Origin of the sequence: Legionella oakridgensis ATCC 33761 = DSM 21215 (assembly GCF_000512355.1) — a bacterium.
Classification (GTDB): domain Bacteria; phylum Pseudomonadota; class Gammaproteobacteria; order Legionellales; family Legionellaceae; genus Legionella_A; species Legionella_A oakridgensis.
The window spans coordinates 1,816,743-1,833,773 of the sequence record NZ_CP004006.1; the positions used below are offsets into that span (position 1 = coordinate 1,816,743).

Sequence of the window (17,031 nt, forward strand, 5' to 3'; positions counted from 1 at the left end):
CGTCTGTCAAGCCATGTCAACTGTAGCTAACTTTATTAAGTTTTGAGGATCTTTTAAGTTTATTGATAATTTTTGATCATTGATTCTACTTAACATAAAATCTGCACAGGATTTTATAAGTTCATTGATATCATCCCAATATTCATCTTCCCTGCCAATACATATGGATTTAGCCCTGCTCATTACAGGTTGATATACTTTAGGCATACGATGTATCACCCAATCGGCTGCAGCAGGTTTAGATCTAATTTCATTAGTTTCTAACGTACTCCAAATTCGTGCGTATGTTAGCAACACATTTCGAGTATCATATGCAAGATCAGCTAAAAGCCTATCAAGCTCATGGAGCATCGCTTTTATAAAGTCATTGTATGGAACAGGGATTAATAATTGTTCAGGACTTGCCCCTAACAATGTATGACTCCTCAATAAAACTTGAGTGACAATTAAAGCAAGATCCGGCATTTCTCGATTCGACTGTGGTTCAAAATTACCCATATCAAATGATTGACGTAACCATTCACCATATTGAAAATCAAAAAGCGGAGGATAATGCCAAGGATTGATCGCTGTCTTTTCCACCAAGGTCATTTCGATGGGTCGCTTTGTACTTTTCATATAAATGCCTGATATTTGAAGAAGATAGGTAGTTAGCTCAACCCTTTCTTCCGCGGTAGTGGCTCGATTGGCTACAACAAACAAGTCAATATCACTGTATTTTTGCAAACCACCTACAAGAAAAGAACCATAAAGATAAACCCCTAACAGATCAGTGCCTATTATCTTTGTTAGTACCACAAGACATTCATTCAATTGTTGCTTCACATCATCATGACTTTCCATTACCGATTCCTAAGTTTTATTTTTGCATATGATCTTCATACTACTTTCAATTGAACATCGCTTATCTTATAAGCTATAAAAATAATCTTATACCTTTCAAGGTATATTATTGATCTAATACCCTAGAGGGTATATAATTACCAATATCCCTTATAAGGTATAAATATATTTAGAGCCTAATATGTTAATACACTCACCCTATGAATTGGCAATGCTGATTAGGAGCCGGCGAAAAAAACTCAAACTAACCCAAAAAGAAGTGAGTGACTTGGTGGGTTTAAAACAAAAAACCATTTCTGCTATAGAAAATAATCCAGAAAATATAAAAATAAGCACCCTATTCAGAGTATTGGCAGCTCTTGAAACAAACATCAAATTATTACCCAAAAATGAGCCTGGTGAAACCAAAGATCAATGGAACGATGAATGGTAAAGCAAAATCAAATACTTCACCTATTAATGAATGGCCTTCTAGTGGGTGAACTTGAAAAAACAAATCAAGGAGCATTGAAGTTTACTTATCACCAAGAGTGGTTAAATAGGGAAGGCGCACGCCCACTTTCATTATCATTACCACTGGTAGCGCACTCCTACAGTGGTGACGTAGTTTATAATTTTTTTGATAATCTCCTGCCTGATAATCAGCAAATACGTGCCAGAATACAAGCGCGCTTTTGAATACCCACCAGTCAACCCTTTGATTTACTGGCAAATATCGGCAGAGACTGCGTAGGCGCCATTCAGCTGATGGCAGATCCAATACCAAAATTTGAGAAAAAAATTAAATATAAACCTCTAACAGAAAACAAAATTGCTTCTCTTTTGCGTAATTATCAAATAAACCCTTTAGGCATGAGTGAGGAAGATGAAGATTTTCGCATCTCCATTGCTGGTGCGCAGGAAAAAGCTGCTTTTTTATTTCATGAGCACCAGTGGTGTGAGCCTCTCCAAGAAACACCAACCACTCATATTTTTAAGCTACCTATAGGTTTTATCGCGCACCAGCAAATGGATTTACGAGACAGTTGTGAAAATGAGTGGTTATGTTCCCTCATTGCCAAAGCTTACGGTTTACCAGTTGCCGAGTGTGAAATTCTGAATTTCGAGGATATCAAGGTTTTATCCGTAAAGCGTTTTGACCGTCGCTTATCTCATGATAAAAGCTGGATCATGAGATTACCGCAAGAGACATGTGCCAAGCATTGGGTGTTTCTTATAATCTTAAATATCAATCTGATGGAGGACCGGGTATAAAAGACATCATGAATCTATTGCTTGGATCAGCCAATGCCATTGAAGACCGAGATATGTTCTACCGTGCTCAGATTTTTTTTTGGTTAATTGCCGGCATCGATGGGCATGCTAAAAATTTTAGTCTCTTTATTGAGCCTGAGGGAAACTATCGATTAACGCCTCTTTATGACATCATGTCAGCCTATCCACTCATAAATAAAAAACAACTGCAAAGCCAAAAAATTAAAATGGCTATGGCCTTGAAAGGCAAAAATAACCATTACCTCTGGCATACCATTCAAGGCAGAGATTTTAGAGAAACTGCAAAAACGATAAATTACTCCATTTATAGAGCTGAGCGCATACTCAATGAAATGTTGGAAAAAACAGATTCCGTTATTGAAGAAGTTGCCAAAAAGCTGCCAGCAGCATTTCCCCATCATATTTCTGATGCGATTTTGTCAGGATTAAAAAAAGCGAAACAAAAATTAAGAAATTAACTATTTTTTACAAGGGTTTTTCTACTTAGCTATTTCTCTTATCGAGGCAAAACATCAGGGCCTTACCCTCGAAGCTCTTTCCAAGCTTTCTTAGGAAAATTTTAGCCATCATATTTTAACTTAAACAACCTTATGAGCTTTATAATCAATTTACCACTGCCTTTGTACGGGACAAAAATCTTTGAAAGATAGATGGGGAAGCAAGGATAAGAAATAACTCGCTGGTTTTAACTGGTCATTGCTTTGTACATCGCACGATGCAAAAAAATGCCACACGATAAGCAATGACGCTCAAGGATCCTTGTTTGATTTAGAGTTGATAGCACTTATCAACTAGACGTTTTACAACCCAATAAAGGTGAAAGCAAATTATCTGGAGGAGAAACTAATACCGTTTTAAGAGCAATGGGTGCAATTTTTCCAGTGGCCATTACATTATTCCAGTAGACGTAACAAGAGTTTTTCATAATGTAATTACATACATTGCTTTTAATAAAAGTGGCGTCATATATCCCTGAACGAGTGTCCTTAACTTCGTAATAGTAAGAATCCCCTTCTGTAATTTGGTCGCTTACCTTAAAGACCGCTTTATTCTGGAGTTGAACAGCTTGCAGCTCTGCGATTAATTCTTTCATATCACAAGCTTTATACGTTTCTAAGGTTTTAGTGATATTAGCTTGTTTTTCTGCTTGATGTGCTTGACTATCTGCAAAAACAGGATTCGTAAGTCCCAAAAGAATCATACTGCTCAAAGCCATACTATAAGTAAATTGCATCGTAGTTCCCTTTCCAATTTTATGTAACTTATTATTGTTTCATATGTTTTTATAGAGGAAAATGGTGATATTTGCAATCTATAAAACAAAAATTCATCAATTATAATATCTTACAAAGCATCAATGATTAATGAATGATCGAATGTCTAAAAATAATAAAAAACAGGAGGTTTTATATAAAAATCGTATTTATAACCGGTGCGTCCTCAGGGATAGGATGTGCTACCGCCCTAGCTTTCGCCAGAGCTGGCTATCATGTGATTGCCGGTGTTCGTCAAATAAGTAAAAGTGCATATCTAGAAGAATGTGCCCGTGTAGAAAATTTGAACTTGACACTTGCTTTCATTGATGTGGCCGATGATCAATCGGTACACTCGGCAATTGAGAGCATCATATCGCGCTATAAGAAAATAGATATTTTGATTAATAATGCTGGCGCAGGTTTTTTGGGAACCATGGAACAAACAACGCTTGAACAAGCGCGACAGGTTATGAATGTTAATTTCTTTAGTGTATGGCGTGTTACACAAGCTGTTTTTCCAACGATGAGAAAAAACCGTTCCGGCCGTATCATCGCCTTAGAGCGATTACTCTCTTCGAACTAAAGGTTCTTTCAATTTAATCAGCATTTTTACCAAGAAAGTGTTTTAACAAACTCAGCCATCTTATCAATAAAAATTCGTAATCGTGTTGACACATGCTGTTTGGATTTATAAATGATATAAATATCAGACTGAGGATGGGTTTTAAACTCTTGTAACACTTCAACCAATTCACCACTCTTTAAATGATTTACACAGGCAAATATTGGGATAGCAGCGATACCTACTCCCTTCAGACAAGCTTGAACCATCATTTCTGCCGTATTGGTTGCTACTCTCTTGCTGAGTTTAACAAACCCCTTTTCTCCATCTGGAGAAATATAACGCCAATAATCTTCATGACCATGCTTATTATAAATAATTGCCGGAAAATTCATTAAGTCCTTTGGATGAACAGGTGATTCATATTGTTGCAGCAATTGTGAACTTGCACATAATACGATGGGGCAGTGATGTAATTTTCTGGCGATTAAATTTGAATCCTCCAATGTTCCAATTCGGATTGCTGCATCATAATTTTCCGCCATCAAATCAACTCGCCTGTCATCAAACAATACTTCCAGTGCCACATTGGAGTAATCTTGGATAAAGCGGTTGATTGGTTCAATCAGATACTGATGACCAAATGACACGGGTACACTTACCCTAAGTGGGCCAGTTGGACATAATTTGGATTCTAGAATTTCCTGTTCTACTTCATGTATATCATTGATTGCCTTTTCAACTTTTTCACTATAAATCGCTCCTTCTTCCGTTAAACTAATTAGTCTTGTCGTGCGATTTAGTAAGCGTACGCCTAGCGTTCTCTCAAGTGATTGCACCTGCTTACTTACTGCAGGCCCAGTCATGCCTAATGCACGGGCAGCTTCTATGAAGCTGCCCTGCTTAACAACTTCCAGAAAAATTTCTATTTGTGATAAATTCGCCATATTAATAACTTTTAGTAACTAATCAAATAACTTTAATATAAATTACAATAATTTTAATTACTATTATACTTAAGTTATACAAAACTTAAACGCAGCCAAACTCTGGTTCTGGAGGACAACATGATCACAGCATATCCTTACACAACACTTGGAAGCGCTGACTATGGATGGCTCAACACACATTATCATTTTAGTTTTGCCAATTACTACAATCCAAAACGAATGGGGTTTGGTCATTTACGAGTCATTAATGATGATACGATTAAGCCCGGCACAGGATTTCCTACTCATCCACATAAAGATATGGAAATAATTACCTATGTCACACAAGGAGCCATTACCCATAGAGACAGCCAACGCAATCAGGGTCGTACTGAAGCGGGTAATATACAAGTCATGACCGCTGGCAGTGGCATCTACCACTCAGAATACAATCTTGAAACGATTGAAACGAAATTGTTTCAAATATGGATTATACCACGAGTAAAAAATCTTAAGCCTCGCTGGGAAACGCATCAGTTTCCTAAACATCCAAGCACAAATAGCCTGCAATTACTTGTTTCTGGCAATGGCAATGCACCTTTAACCATCAACCAGGATGCAAAAATTTATGCAGGAAATCTTACTGCAAACAACCAAATTACACATAAATTAGATGGCAAGGCCTATTTAATCGTGATTGAAGGTCGTTTGATGGCTGATGAGATTAGCCTGAATCAAGGTGACGGGGCAGAAATAATGGACGCCGATACAATAACATTTACCTCATCTGCAGACACCACATTATTATTAATTGAAGTATAGGGCCTGTTTACATTTCATTTCACAGCTGCAAATTTGTCTGATTGGCCGAAGGGGACTTTGCTTCTTATGCACTGCCCCCACAACGGGAGGATTGTCATGACCTTCTACTGTACCACCCGTTCAATACGTCTATCAGGAATCAGCCATATCAATGCCACAATCATATAAATAGCCTGCGCCATCCAGGAAGCAACATAAGCAAGAGGAATTGCTCCTGCATATAAAATCAGAAAAAACTGCTTTTACTCTTTCCTATTATTGCCTGAAAAATAGGCAAGAACTATAATTTATAGAAATTCGATAAAAGAACAAAAATAAACCATAATGACAACATATAGATCTATAAATTTAGATCTATAAATTTCTTATGAGACTCATAAAATCGGTGGGTAATCATGCCTTTACATCTTTCTGAAGCAACTGAAACAATTACAATCACTGAAACTGTTGAAACGATAAAAGCGAAATTGTTTAATTTTGTGAATGGCTCTTATGAACTTACCGGCGCAGATAAAACATTCATACAAGCAAACCCTCAGATACTAAGCGAGCTTAATGTAGACGGGATGGGTAATACTTATTTATTAGCGGCCATTGCTAAAAATCATACGGCAAGCGCATTGGCAATTATTCCTCTTTGTACAACAGAAGCGCTAGCAAAACCAGATGAAGTTGATTTTTGTCGAAATAGTCCTTTACTTTTGGCAATGAAAAAAGGTAACAGAGAGGTTGCACTGGCATTAATTGAGAAAGATCCATCATTAGTTCATGCGACGGATCCCAAAGGCATGACACCCCTGCATTGGGCGGCTATTTTACGAGATGATGAACTCATTAAAAAATTACTTGATGCTGGTGCGCAAGATTGTCCTTGTAATGCGTTAGCAGGAGTACCAGGATTAACGGCAAAAGAGCTGTATGAAAAAGAATTCACACCCGAAGATATTGCTTTAAGAGCAGGTGGAGGTGGTCCAGATGCAGAAAACAGCTATCACTTAAATATGCCATGCTTGTCTGACCTATTTTGGCATGCGCTTGATGTTGCCAAAAATCGTGGTTTGAGTGAAAGTGTATCTACTGCTGTGCCATTATCTGGGGTTGCACTTTCTGATGTTTATACGACCACACCCCTGGGCCGACAAATTTCAGCTGCATCAAGAACGGCTTTTATTGCTCAACGTAATGCCGTTGAGCCACAACAAGATGTGATATCCAGATTAAATGATGCGCTGAGGCAACCAGAGTCTACCGATGAAAATTCACCGAATGTGGAGGTTGGTACGGTAAGCCCCAACTCCCCGAACGCAGAAAATTCATCAAATAATGATTCTTCAAATAATGTAGATATGAAGCATGAAAAAAAGGGGCAGTCTGATCAGCTGCTTCGTGGAATAATTGAAACGTATAAAAAGCAATACCGGTCCATAAAAGCAACCTCTTCTGAGGAAAACGTATCACAATACTTGAAGCCAAAACTATAATCTAAAGCATCTAAAAGCACCTATGCTTTTTGTCTGATGTATGCTAGCTGCAAAAAGTGTGATTGATTATATCAAAGTAACCTATTTGAAATATTTAGGATAAAAGCAGCTGCAAATCACTTGATTTTATATCTTCTCAATAAAAATGCACATGGATTGCAATTTTACAGTGGTATTATTTTCTCAATCCTTCGAAGTAATCTAGCCTGTGCTAATCTTAATAATATTGATTTAAGCAGAGTAAATCATGCCTAAAAACCAGGAGCAACCCGAATCCATTCATAATTTTGCATGGAAACTTCGTTCTTTATCAACCGAAGAATTCGATGCGACTTGTCTAGAAATAAAAAAAATCCACCCGCTATGATTAAATCAGGACAAGATTTTAATTCATTAATGATTCATTTATCAGAAAAACGAAGATTTGATATGTATCAGGCAATGAAGGAGACATTACCTTCACTGATTAATTCGGTTATGGATTTTAATGCGTTTAGTCATTTATCAAAAGAGCAACGTGTTGAACTCTATGCAAACCTAGATCAAAAAATACTTTCTTTTTTAGAGGATGGAGAAGATTTGGGTAAAATTTTGCGCTATTTACCTCCAGAGCAAGGCATGATGCTTTGTGAAAAGATAAAAATAGAAAAACCTTCTATTATTGAATCCGCCAATGATATAGGTTTGGCTTTACAATTTCTTTCTGAAGAACAATGTATGGCGATAGGTAATATCCTGGTTGGTCTTCGATCCGCTGAAGATCTGGGTGAAATATTTAGTTCTTTATCCCCTGAACAGATCACAGCAGTTTGTAAATCTATAGATTTATCTTCTATCCAATCTCCCAAAGATTTGGGAATCGTGTTTTCTTCTCTTTCTCACGAACAATCCGTTGCTGCTTATCAAGCAATGAAAGAAAAATGTTCTTCCATTATCCGTTCAGCAGAAGATCTGGGACCTATGTTAAGATGCCTATCAGCAAAGCAATGCGGCGATGTATGTGAGTTAATGCGCGATCAATTAACTTTACTTATTCCAAGTTATAAAGAATTAAAACAGGTATTAACTAGTTTAGTATTTCAAAAGCACTATTTAGAAGCTCATGGAGCAGGACTGTGTGCAGCGATGAAAAAAGATTTATTGTTCCTGCTTGCTCAAGAGGAGATAGATAACCCACCATTGCCAGAAGAGATCAATAGCACTCTCCATAAAGCATTAAAATCCCAGGTTGCCTCTTGGTCTAAAGAATATGAACGTACGATGGATGTTCACCATACACACCTATTAAAGACTATAAATGATTTATATGATTATTCCGCTTCTTTAATCATACACAGTGAAAAACTTCATGCCGAACAAACTCGAGCAGGGATAGCGGGCTGTCAATTAGCTATCCATTTAAAAACACTCCTTACTGATGAAAAAGGAAGATTTCAACCAGTCGATGCTACTTTGGCATCTGACATAGAAAAAACTTTAGAAAAAGCTTATACAGAGATGGGAGCTAACCGTCGTTTAGGTTACTTTCATTCCTTCTTGCATTTTATTGCCAATTCTTTATCGTCATTAAAAGCTTGGATGAATAGAGGCCACCCTCAACCGTCTGATAAAACTCCTATTGGTTCTGCAGGAGAAGGATACTTTGCTTTATCTACACGACAAGAAAAAGTAGTGAAAATAAAAGATGCCCTTACTGTAATCAAAGAGCATGACCTACACGCTGTTCCATCAAAAACTAGCGCCACGTCAACTCCAGAACTTATGCAGGAAGAAGAATCTAAAGATCAACCGCATCATTGATCGTAGCGTATCAATCAATACCAATATCAATGAGGGCTGCTTATAAAAATTTTTACGTTTATTATGTAAAATGAAAATAACCAGCTTAGGTTTATCTGAGTCGCTAATTTCCGAAAAAGCTGAATAGACGGAATTCAGTAGTCCCAGCATAAAAGTAGAAAATAATTTTGGCTTATCCTGCAAGTTCATTAGTCTCAGAATAGAGGCAACTCCTATCCCCTGAGAATTTACTTGTAGCAAATCGTGCACATCGAAAGAGGGCTTACCAAATAATTCATAGCCTCCTTGGGATTCCAATTCAATAATAGAGCGTAAAATTGATTTGAGAGAAGTCGCTGCCAAGCCACCATAATTGGCTTCTATTGACTCATTTAAGATAAGGTGGAAAATCTCTATCCATGCTAGGAAGACAGTTATTTTTCAAGGTTTTTAATGATCTGCCCACAGGGTTATCCACAGAATTTGTGGATAAATAAAAAGAAAAATGGATTTAAACTTGCCGAACGCCTTGCATATATTGGTTTTCTAGAATTTTTAGCATGTTGTCATGAACCATTTGCAGAGTGTTCAAAAAAGATATCCACAGATTATTCTGATGAATGTTTTTACCGGACGGCATTAAAGCTTACCAGAGAAAATAAAAAAAACAGTCTTGACGCTGAGTTATTTTTGATGTTCCCCTTTCATAATCTTTTAGCCCATTAACGTCTTAATTTTTATACTTAAGTATCATGGAAAGGAATCCGCTGTAACCGTCATTGCCATTCTGAAGATCATATTTCATAGTCAGTGAAAAGGGAGATTTGGGTCTACCTAGAGATAAGCCTATACCTGCACGGCAAATGACATCATCGTATTGAATACCATAGGTTGAAAACGTAGGCCCTCCAGCCAAGAAAGTAGCGGCAGTCACAGGCTGATTATTTAGAACGTCATAAGCAATACCGGCATGAGCTGTCAGGATAACAGATTGTGAGGCGAACGATGTGGCTACATGGTAAGCAAGATGAGTATCAGCGCCGAGGAGAAAGGAATTATTATTATTTCCTTGCACCTTTAAAGCCATGACAGAACCATTTTCTGTAAAACCGGTTTGATTGACATACATGTAACTAGCATTTAAAGCTGGAGTAAAAAGCAATCGCTGAGTTAAAGCATAGCCCCGGCCCAGCTCTGCAGTGAAGTTTGTAAACCAGCTATGGTAATTACCTTTCGCAGTGCTGTTAAATAAAGGCATAAAGCGTTCTGAATTATTAAATCCGAGACCGAGCGAGCCTTCGCCTGTAAGATAAACATTATTTGGAAAATAGTTGGTGGCGTAGATAAAAGCTTGGTAGGCATTAGTCTTAATAGATTGGCCATCAAGCACCGTCTTCCCTTGCACTTTATCATAGCCTCCAGCCAACGCTGCGCCAAATATGCCATTGTCGGGAAGTTGCATGTCTTTACCAAACATTACCCCATAAGCATTAGCATGGTAGCCATTAACGGAAGTACGTTGTTGTTGAGAGATGAAAGAAGCATAAGGTTTTAACCAAAATTGTCCTGGTTGATAAAGCATATTATCGTCGATGGGCCGGCCATGAAGAGTGCTCCACATAGGCAAGTTGTCCATCACCGAACGCGAGATTAATCGAGTAATCTGAATGTTTTCATTGAAGAGCTCCGGCGTTGACTGAGCGGCAGCCGTGCAAAAATCGGTAGCCGTTGGGAGTGGTACAAAAGGACTAAAACTGGTATTGCCAGAAGTAACTTGTCCAATAATGACCGATGCAGCATTGGCACAATAAGTTCCGCTGCAGGCAAAGTAGGCTTCCGGATTAGGCTTGATAGTAAGATTGACGCCATTGTCAGCATTGGTTTCTGCGGTAAAGGTCCAAAGATAGCTGTTGTCCGTAACGGTGTAGTCATCTGTTGGTGGCGTCAGCAAATTACCTCGGATGACGTTATACAAGACATTCCCTGATCGAAAAGAGCTATCAGATGTTAGTTGTACATCAAAGGCACCACTATTCGTTAAGTTAACGGTACCTGCCGCGGACAATTTACCATAATTGGTCGTATTTTTAGCTCCGATTTGCAAGAGTCCCGTTGCTTCCTGGGTATAATGACCAGTGCCCGCAAGAGACTGGGAATGGACTCCAAGGGACAAGATACCACGGTTAACGAGGGTTCCCGTTGTAATTGAGTTAGCCATATTAAAAAAGGCAGCGGATTGGATATTAAAATTCTGCACATTAAATGCACCTTCGCTAGTAAAATGAGCACCGGCAGTGATATTAACGTCGGTATTCTCAGCAAAAACATTCCCGATAATACGAGCTCTTTGGCCGATAATATCCAGCTTACTTACACGGCTTGTATTATCCACGAAAATAGCATATTGGCCGCCTTGAATGGTTCCGCCGTTAGAAATTCCCCCAGTGATGGACGAGTCACGAAAAATTGCAATTCCCGCATCCTGAGCAGAAATCAATCCCATGTTAGAAATGCCCTGTGAGACAGTTGAATCTTCAACCAAAATCCCCGAGCCTGTTGCCGCAGAAAGCAAACCCGCGTTAGAAATCCCTCCGCTCACCGATGAGCGACCAAAAACCGCAATCCCTGCATCATGTGCAAAAACTAAAGCAGCATTGAAAATATTCCCTGAGACGGTTGATTCCTCAACCACAATTCCCGAACCATTTATTGTAGAAATCGGGCCTGTATTAAAGATATCCCTTACAAATGAATGAAAAAAAACCGCAATCCCTGCATCGTGCGCAGAAATTGAACCTACGTTGGAAATGCTTCCTGAGATGGTTGACTCTTCGACCACAATCCCCGAACCATCTGTCGCAGAAATCATACCTGCATTGGAAATACCTTCTGTTATAAGCGAGTGAAAAAAAACCGCAATCCCCGCATCATGTGCAGAAATTGAACTTGTATTAGAAATACCTTCCAAAACTGTGGATTCCTCCACCACAATCCCAGAACCATTTGCCGCAGACAGTGGGCCTGTATTAGAAATCCCTTCCGTTATAAATGAGTGGAAAAAAATCGCGATTCCTGTATCACCCGCAGACATTGAACCTGTATTAGAAATACTTCCTGAGACCGTGGATTCTTCAACCAAAATTCCTGAGCCAGTTGCCGTGGAAATTGAGCCCACATTAGAAATACCGCCGGTTACAGGCGAATCATGAAAAATCGCAATCCCCGTATCATATGCGGAAATTGAGCCTGCATTTAAAATACCTCCTGAGACAGTAGATTCTTCGACTACAATCCCCGAACCAGTTGCTGTAGAAATCGAACCTGTATTAGAAATTTCCCCAGTTACAGATGAACCGTGAAAAATTGCAATCCCCGTATCATATGCAGAAATTGAACCCGCATTGGAAATATTTCCTGAAACCGTCGAGTCCTCAATAGTAATCCCCGAGCCAGCATTATTACTGTCAACTATATGTCCACCCTTAAGAACTCGAATGCTGCCTATGCTGCTATCATTAGCCTCGATACCACCGACACTACCTGTATTTGTAACGGTAACGCTCCCACTTGTAACCTCGCAGACGCCAGGGATGGAGGTAGTAATATACATTGGACAAGGTGCTGCCACAGCGATATCAACCGTAAATGCAAGAACAATAGCTACAATAGCTTTGAGGACAGGAGATTTAATATTAGGAAAATAAGGTCTTATGAGCATGTCCATATGAAATTAATCTTCGGCTATTGCTAGGCAGTGTACTGCGTCGGCGAATAGAAATCGATAATAATACAAGAGCAATAATAGTAGTTACTTGATGAACAAGGATTTCCTAAGTAAATACTCATTTATATGATCTAATGTGTGGACAACAATCTGGCTTTTTGCATCAAACACTATTGACAAAATTAAGCGCAACTTGCTATTTTTAACCCTTAACAGGTGTAATTAGCCAAACCAATCCCAATATGAATCATTGTGGCACTAACATAAGTAATCGTTGTTCCGTCGCTTCCACCACGACCGTGCGCTGCCATGATTCTTTATCCATATCAGCCTCTGCAATCATTATTATTTTGCCCTCTTTACCCTAGAGCGGTCAGTTATTTAAATCCCCGTACCTCTCTAGGGAGACAGCATCGGGTGTTTTAAATGATTGATTATTAAGACTGGAGAGGCACTGTGACTCAAGCTAATTTTTTTAACTCAAAGAATAATTATTTACCTTTTATCATGTGGTTTCTTCCCCTATCGTTTTTTGCGCTGCAATTTATCTTACGTCTTTGGCCTGGATTGATGATGCAAGAAATAATGGCTCAGTTTTCAATTGACGCTGCCAGTTTTGGCCTATTAGCCGCATTTTATTACTATGGATATGCAGGAATGCAAATTCCCATGGCACTATTGCTTGAAAAATTTGGCACCAGAACCGTTGTTTTTACTTTTGCTCTACTCTGTGGAATGGGCGCTCTACTTTTTATCTCTACTAACAATTTTTACCTGGCTTTATTAAGCAGATTTTTAATTGGTTGTGGTTCAGCGGTCGGTTTTTTGGGAGTCTCCAAAGTTGTCTCGGAATGGTTTAGTCGGGTTCAATATTCCAAAATGATTGGATTTTCATTTAGTGTCGGTCTTTTAGGAGCGATCTATGGTGGCAAACCATTAACTCAATTAATCTCGCACCATGGTGGATACTATGTAGGATTATTACTTGCCGCATGCTCTATAGGAATAGGGATTTTTGCTTATTTGATTTTACGTGCTCCAAGAAATCTTGAAACAGTCAAAACTAATACCATAAGCCTCTCTCATTTTTCTGTTTTATTTTCTTCCTGGAAGTTATGGGTGTTGGCATTGGCTAATTTATTAATGGTGGGAGCTTTGGAGGGTTTTGCTGATGTTTGGGGTGTGCCCTATTTAACAACCGCCTATGGTTTTGATAAATCTGACGCGGCTCTACTCATCTCCATGATCTTTATGGGAATGCTCTTTGGCGGTCCAGTGCTTGCCTTCCTTAGTAAAAAGTTAGGAAACTATGCTGTGATAGAAGCTTGTGGAATTGGATTAGCCGTTGCTTTCCTTGGAGTACTCTCTAACAATATAAATAATGCATGGTTACTTGGCACTCTATTCTTTATTATAGGGCTGATGTGCTGTTATCAAGTCATTGTGTTTGCAGCAGGTTCCACACTCGTTCCTTATCAATATTTGGGAATAACGGTGGCCTTTTTAAATTGCATCAATATGTTTGGTGGCTCATTTTTTCATACCTTAATAGGTAAAAGCATGGACTTTTATTGGGAGGGAACCGTAACTGAATTTGGGTTGAGACACTACAGTCTTCAATGTTATCAACATGCGCTGGTCATTATTCCAGTGTGCGCTCTTTTGGGAACCGTATTCATTTATTGGATCCATAAGAATGCTAAGAAGCAAACGAATGTACAGCCTATGGAACTAAATCCAGGCTCTTCGTTGAATTAACTTCAAGGTATTGAGCTCAAGAAAAGCAATTACCTTTTCGTTGGCACAACGGTTATTTGTTATAAATTATAATTAGTATTTTTATTTTTCGCTCAATAAATGATTTACTTGAGATTACCTCGGTCCCGGCTGCAAACAGCCGGGCTATATAGGCTGCACCATTGACAATGAATCCTACACGAAAAATCATTCATATCGACATGGACTGTTTTTATGCCGCAATTGAAATGCGTGATTTCCCTGAGCTTGCGCATAAACCTATCGCTGTAGGAGGAGATGCAACACGTCGTGGAGTCATAGCAACTTGTAATTATGCTGCCCGCAAATTTGGCGTACACTCCGCAATGCCAACGGCACATGCACTTAAACTTTGTCGTGAATTAGTCTTGCGTCCAGTACGTATGGATGCGTATCGCAAGGAAAGCCAATATATTAGAACCATATTCGCAGACTATACAACCATCATTGAACCACTATCATTAGATGAAGCTTATCTTGATGTTACTGCATCCACACAATGTCATGGAAGTGCTACTTGGATCGCCGAGGAAATACGTGCCCGAATTTATCAAACAAGACGACTCACGGCGAGTGCAGGCATTGCCCCCAATAAAAGTCTTGCCAAGATTGCCAGTGATTGGTATAAACCTAATGGTCAAATGGTTATCAGACCAGAAGATGTTGCAGCGTTTGTTCTTGATTTACCAGTACGAAAATTGTTTGGCGTCGGCCCGAAAATGGAAGAAAAACTGAAAGCACTCCATATTAAAACCTGCGCTGATTTGCAACAATATTCCGTAGAATATTTGCTAAATAAATTTGGTACGATGGGTCGCAAACTGTACGAATTATCACGAGGAATTGATAATCGTCCCGTCAATCCTGAACGGATTCGAAAGTCTATCAGCGTTGAAGAGACTTATCCAAAAGATTTACCAAATAGCGAAGCATGCTTAGCGGTTTTACCAGAACTGATTGCACGGCTTGAAATGCGAATACAACGTGCAGATGAAATCTTCGGTATTCATAATCTGTTTGTAAAATTAAAGTTTAATAATTTCCAGCAAACGACTGTTGAACGGGTTCATGACAAACTTGACCTCATCATTTTGCGTCAATTAATACAAGAAGGTTTTGCCAGAAAATCCATTCCAGTACGATTGATAGGCATAGGGATTAAATTGAAATCAGAAAATATACCTCAAAATATGCAATTGCCATTATTTAGCTTATAACAACCCAAACCAGTTAATATTAAAATCCTTCGTAAAGATTTTTATCAAACGCAATGCAATTACTTGAATTATCAAAAAATTAATATTAAATCTATTACATTGTTTGATGCGTCATTTCAAACATCCTTCATTCGTCATAAGGACTGGACATGCTAAATAAAATCCAAATGTTCTCTTTATTAATAATCACTGTGTTTTTTTCTACTGTTTCGGCAGAAACTTATAAAGTCCCAGCAACAGAAAATACAGTAACTCTAGGCCTTTTTATCCTGGATAAGCCCCCTGTCATTAAAGTTCACTCTGGAGATTCTGTTTCGCTAGAAACATGGAATAGCTGCTTGCATGCAATGGTCTTTAATAAAACAACATCCGCCGATCTTGCAAAATTCTATACTAAGTATGATATTCAAAAACGCCGTGGCATGCATAGCCTGACTGGTCCAGTTTATATTGAAGAAGCCGAACCAGGCGATGTGCTTGAGATTCGAGTGTTAGATATCAAATTAAATGATTTTGGCTATAACTTTTTAAGTCCCACTCAAGGGATTTTATCCGAGTTTATCAAACCCAGAATCATGTACTTTAAATATGATAAAGAAAATAATACAACTGAATTCACCAAGGGCATATGCTTACATCTAAAGCCATTTCCAGGAATTATCGCAGTAGCTCCCCCTACAGATTGGCCTGATGGGTGGCCTGTGCATATGGAAACCCACATGGGCCAACCCATCCCAGGGCAATTCAATTCAGTCCCGCCTGGTCCTTTTGGAGGTAACTTAGATCAACCAAGTTTACAGGTGGGTTCTATCCTTTATTTGCCTGTTTTTCAAAAAGGGGCTTTGGTTTGGACTGGTGATTCCCATGCCATGCAAAGTAATGGTGAAATTGATGTCACAGCCCTTGAGACCTCTTATGAAGGAATTACCTTGCAATTTATTGTAAGAAAAGATCTGAAAGCCGAAGGAGTATTTGATAAAACCAAGCGCAATGGAAACAGTTTATTCACCTGGCCAATTGTCGAAAACTCTAATGAATGGATTGTAATGGGGTTGCATGAAAACTTATTTGAAGCCATGCAGCTTGCCTCTCAAAATGCAATTGGCCTTTTAGTACACACTCAAGGGTTCTCCCCACAAGAAAGTTACCAGTTTTTAAGTCTGGTAGGAAATTTCGACATTCCTGAAGCAGTCAATGTCATTAAAAACGTAGCCGTCCACATCCCTAAAGAAATCTTTAAAACTTTCGGGAAAACAACCACGCTTTGCTCTGAAGGTAAATTTCCTCTAACAACACCAAAAATCAATAAAAATGTGACTTGTGTGCCTCAAGAAGGAAAAATTATTCAATAATCATTAGGTGAAATA

14 protein-coding genes and 1 pseudogene are annotated in these 17,031 nt (G+C 38.7%); 10 read left to right on the forward strand and 5 right to left on the reverse strand.

What is annotated here, in order from left to right:
• Nucleotides 1–6 precede the first annotated feature (6 nt).
• Nucleotides 7–843: an aminoglycoside adenylyltransferase family protein gene (locus tag LOA_RS08915; RefSeq protein WP_025386024.1), complete on the reverse strand. Its 837-nt coding sequence runs from the start codon at nt 841–843 to the stop codon at nt 7–9.
• A gap of 181 nt (nt 844–1,024) precedes the next feature.
• On the opposite strand from LOA_RS08915, the gene LOA_RS08920 reads away from it, so the two are divergent.
• From LOA_RS08920 to LOA_RS08925, 3 genes and pseudogenes are all read left to right on the forward strand, one after another.
• A complete protein-coding gene (locus LOA_RS08920) occupies nt 1,025–1,276 on the forward strand; it encodes a helix-turn-helix domain-containing protein (protein ID WP_025386025.1) in 252 nt (83 codons plus the stop codon).
• Complete coding sequence (locus LOA_RS15395; RefSeq protein WP_237758085.1) at nt 1,270–1,521, forward strand: HipA N-terminal domain-containing protein; 252 nt, start codon at nt 1,270–1,272, stop codon at nt 1,519–1,521. Before LOA_RS08920 ends, LOA_RS15395 begins: the two co-directional genes overlap by 7 nt.
• Nucleotides 1,522–1,695: 174 nt before the next feature.
• Nucleotides 1,696–2,576: pseudogene (locus LOA_RS08925) on the forward strand (HipA domain-containing protein).
• Between the two features lie 329 nt (nt 2,577–2,905).
• Here the strand turns inward: LOA_RS08925 and LOA_RS08930 are convergent.
• Nucleotides 2,906–3,352 carry a hypothetical protein gene (locus tag LOA_RS08930; RefSeq protein WP_025386026.1) on the reverse strand — a complete coding sequence of 149 codons (447 nt, stop codon included), beginning with the start codon at nt 3,350–3,352 and terminating at the stop codon, nt 2,906–2,908.
• A 134-nt stretch (nt 3,353–3,486) separates the two neighbouring features.
• On the opposite strand from LOA_RS08930, the gene LOA_RS08935 reads away from it, so the two are divergent.
• Nucleotides 3,487–3,957 carry an SDR family NAD(P)-dependent oxidoreductase gene (locus LOA_RS08935; RefSeq protein WP_025386027.1) on the forward strand — a complete coding sequence of 157 codons (471 nt, stop codon included), beginning with the start codon at nt 3,487–3,489 and terminating at the stop codon, nt 3,955–3,957.
• Between the two features lie 26 nt (nt 3,958–3,983).
• On the opposite strand, the gene LOA_RS08940 is transcribed toward LOA_RS08935, so the two are convergent.
• Nucleotides 3,984–4,883: a LysR family transcriptional regulator gene (locus tag LOA_RS08940; RefSeq protein WP_025386028.1), complete on the reverse strand. Its 900-nt coding sequence runs from the start codon at nt 4,881–4,883 to the stop codon at nt 3,984–3,986.
• Between the two features lie 120 nt (nt 4,884–5,003).
• On the opposite strand from LOA_RS08940, the gene LOA_RS08945 reads away from it, so the two are divergent.
• The 3 genes from LOA_RS08945 (at nt 5,004) to LOA_RS08955 (ending at nt 8,968) form a co-directional block, all read left to right on the forward strand.
• Nucleotides 5,004–5,687, forward strand: coding sequence for a pirin family protein (locus LOA_RS08945; protein ID WP_025386029.1), 684 nt, complete (start codon nt 5,004–5,006; stop codon nt 5,685–5,687).
• A 395-nt stretch (nt 5,688–6,082) separates the two neighbouring features.
• Complete coding sequence (locus LOA_RS08950) at nt 6,083–7,168, forward strand: ankyrin repeat domain-containing protein (RefSeq protein WP_025386030.1); 1,086 nt, start codon at nt 6,083–6,085, stop codon at nt 7,166–7,168.
• A gap of 333 nt (nt 7,169–7,501) precedes the next feature.
• Nucleotides 7,502–8,968 carry a hypothetical protein gene (locus LOA_RS08955; protein ID WP_148294885.1) on the forward strand — a complete coding sequence of 489 codons (1,467 nt, stop codon included), beginning with the start codon at nt 7,502–7,504 and terminating at the stop codon, nt 8,966–8,968.
• On the opposite strand, the gene LOA_RS14200 is transcribed toward LOA_RS08955, so the two are convergent.
• Together LOA_RS14200 and LOA_RS08965 are read right to left on the reverse strand one after the other, a co-directional pair.
• Nucleotides 8,915–9,310, reverse strand: a complete 396-nt coding sequence (locus LOA_RS14200; protein WP_237758080.1) for a helicase HerA-like domain-containing protein — start codon at nt 9,308–9,310, stop codon at nt 8,915–8,917. The two genes, LOA_RS08955 and LOA_RS14200, sit on opposite strands and share 54 nt — an antisense overlap.
• Nucleotides 9,311–9,677: 367 nt before the next feature.
• Nucleotides 9,678–12,671, reverse strand: coding sequence for an autotransporter family protein (locus LOA_RS08965; protein ID WP_025386033.1), 2,994 nt, complete (start codon nt 12,669–12,671; stop codon nt 9,678–9,680).
• 507 nt (nt 12,672–13,178) lie between these two features.
• On the opposite strand from LOA_RS08965, the gene LOA_RS08970 reads away from it, so the two are divergent.
• From LOA_RS08970 to LOA_RS08980, 3 genes are all read left to right on the forward strand, one after another.
• On the forward strand, nt 13,179–14,429 hold the full coding sequence (locus LOA_RS08970; RefSeq protein ID WP_118996696.1) for an MFS transporter: 1,251 nt from the start codon (nt 13,179–13,181) through the stop codon (nt 14,427–14,429).
• Between the two features lie 167 nt (nt 14,430–14,596).
• A complete protein-coding gene (gene dinB / locus LOA_RS08975) occupies nt 14,597–15,664 on the forward strand; it encodes a DNA polymerase IV (RefSeq protein WP_025386035.1) in 1,068 nt (355 codons plus the stop codon).
• 149 nt (nt 15,665–15,813) lie between these two features.
• Complete coding sequence (locus LOA_RS08980) at nt 15,814–17,016, forward strand: acetamidase/formamidase family protein (protein ID WP_025386036.1); 1,203 nt, start codon at nt 15,814–15,816, stop codon at nt 17,014–17,016.
• Nucleotides 17,017–17,031: the final 15 nt, after the last annotated feature.